The sequence below is a fragment of the Cryobacterium sp. 10I1 genome (assembly GCF_035019805.1).
GTDB classification, from domain to species: domain Bacteria; phylum Actinomycetota; class Actinomycetes; order Actinomycetales; family Microbacteriaceae; genus Cryobacterium; species Cryobacterium glucosi.
Genome location: NZ_JASJVF010000369.1, coordinates 1 through 2,281, shown reverse-complemented (window position 1 = coordinate 2,281; position 2,281 = coordinate 1). Strand labels below are relative to the sequence as shown.

The 2,281-nt window shown below is 68.0% G+C and carries 3 protein-coding genes; all 3 read right to left on the bottom strand.

Translation table 11 applies throughout. The features are described 5' to 3' along the window. Window positions 1-6 precede the first annotated feature (6 nt). Window positions 7-675 carry an HAD hydrolase-like protein gene (locus QN345_RS18095; protein WP_241975487.1) on the bottom strand — a complete coding sequence of 223 codons (669 nt, stop codon included), beginning with the start codon at window positions 673-675 and terminating at the stop codon, window positions 7-9. Between the two features lie 144 nt (window positions 676-819). Then, window positions 820-1,515, bottom strand: a complete 696-nt coding sequence (gene nucS, locus QN345_RS18090) for an endonuclease NucS (RefSeq protein ID WP_134449228.1) — start codon at window positions 1,513-1,515, stop codon at window positions 820-822. A gap of 45 nt (window positions 1,516-1,560) precedes the next feature. After that, window positions 1,561-2,281, bottom strand: a 721-nt coding sequence (locus tag QN345_RS18085) for an MFS transporter (RefSeq protein WP_323509018.1), incomplete at its 5' end; no start/stop codon positions are given.

Genomic DNA, 2,281 nt, shown 5'->3' with positions numbered 1-2,281 from the left:
TGCGGGTCAGCCGAGGAGGAGCTTGGCGAGCTGGTCGACGGAGTAGACGGTCGCGGTCGCTGCGGCGGCCTCTGCGGGAGAGCCGTAGCCCCACTCGACGAGGATCGTCGGCACGCCGTGGGCTGCGGCGCCCTCCGCGTCGTAGCTGCGGTCGCCGACCATGACGGGGGTGCTGAGGCTCGTGCCGACGGCGGCGAGGCGGTTCAGGGCCTCTTCGACGATGTCGGCCTTGGCGCTGCGGGTCTCCGCGTCACTCGCCCCGACGATGACCGTGAAGAACCGGGCCAGGTCGAAGTGCTCGAGGATCGTGATCGCGGCGTGCTCCGGCTTGCTCGTGGCGAGGGCGAGGGGGATTCCGGCCTCGTGCACGCGCTGGAGCAGGCCGGCGACGCCCGGGTAGACGGCGGTGTCGAGCATGGCTTCGCCGTGATAGTCGGCGCGGTAGACCGCGACGGCCTCAGTGGCCTCCTCTGCCGTCATGCCGGCGTACTCACGGAAGGCGGCGAAGAGGGGCGGGCCGACATAGGCGAGCAACTCGGCGTCGGTCGGAACCGGTCGGCCGAGAAGAGCGAAGGTCCGGGCGAGGGAGTTGGTGATGGCCGGGGCGGAATCCGTGATGGTTCCGTCGAGGTCAAAAAGTATTGCACTCCAGGTGCGAGTCAAAGTCGAATTCACTCGCTAATCCTAGAGGCCAGAGCCCCGATTTCCCACGAAATGGGTAATTTTCTACTTTATGCCGGAATCCGATGGGCTGCTACTCCTGCCTTGATGAGAGCGCTCCCTCGAAGGAAAACGCCCGTCAGGGCCCTCCCGGGCAGGTCAGAACAGGCGGGATTGCGTGTCGTCGAGGCCGCGCATCGCGTCGTAGTCGAGCACGAGGCAGCGGATGCCGCGATCCTCTGCGAGCATCCGGGCCTGCGGCTTGATGACCTGTGCGGCGAAAACCCCGGCCACCGGGGCCAGGTGCGGGTCGCGGTTCATCAGCTCGAGGTACCTGGTGAGCTGCTCGACCCCGTCGATGTCGCCGCGGCGCTTGAGCTCGACCGCGACCGAGTGGCCGGCGGCGTCCCTGGCGAGGATGTCGACAGGGCCGATCGCCGTCATGTACTCGCGGCGGACGAGGGTGTGGCCGTCCCCGAGAAGATGGATGTGCTCGGCCAGCAGCTTCTGCAGGTGCGCCTCGACGCCGTCCTTGATCAGGCCGGGGTCGATGCCGAGTTCATGGGCGGAGTCGTGCAGGACCTCGTGGATGCTGACGATGAGCTGGTCTGCGGTCTTCGCGTGGGTGACGGTCCAGACCTGGGTGATGCCGGCATCCGTCTGTTCGTCATCGGGGACCTGCTCGACGAGGGAGCACGGCGGGCTCATCCAGTTGAGCGGCTTGTACGAGCCGCCGTCGGAGTGCACGAGCACGCTGCCGTCCGACTTGAGCAGGAGGAGGCGGGTGGCGAGCGGCAGGTGTGCGTTCAGCCTTCCGGCGTAGTCGACGGAGCAGTTGGCAATTACGAGGCGCACGCATCGAGCTTAACCGGTCTGAAGCAACCGCTCGACAGGGAGGGGTCAGCGGCGGTGGCGCTCGCGGGCGGCCGGAGCGGCGAGGCCGGCGAGGGCCATCAGGGCGACGATGAGGTACAGGGCGTTCAGGATGCCCCAGTTCTGGCCGAGAAGGCCGAGAACGGGCGGCCCGACGAGGAAGGCGAAGTAGCCGATCATGGCGACGGCGCTGACCCGGGCCGCGGAATTCCTTGTGTCGTCCGCGGCGGCCGACATGCCAACAGGGAAGCCGAGTGAGGCTCCGACGCCCCACAGCACGGTGCCCGCGTAGAGTGCCCAGTCGTTCGGCGCGAGGATGAACAGGAGCAGCCCGAGCACCCCGATGACGGCGCAGGCCCGCAGCACGGGAACACGGCCGAACCGGTCGATCACCGGCCCGCCGATCACCCGGCCGACGGTCATCGCTGCGACGAACACGCCGAAGACGATCGCGCCGGCGGTATTGCTGAAACCGTGGCCGTCGACGGAAGCGAGCGCGATCCAGTCGTTCGCCGAGCCCTCCGCGAACGTCATCCCGAGCACGATCGCACCGATCAACAGGACACCCGGGTCTGCCCACACCGACAGGCTCGCTCGAAGCCGGCTGCGCCAGGTGCTGGCCGGCTCGCCAGGCGCACTCGTCTCGGCGGTGTTCTCGAGCTCAGGAATGGACCGAACGGCCAGGACCGCGATCAGGAACACGAGCACCGCAATCGCCGTCAGGTGCCAGAACACCGAGACGGAGAGT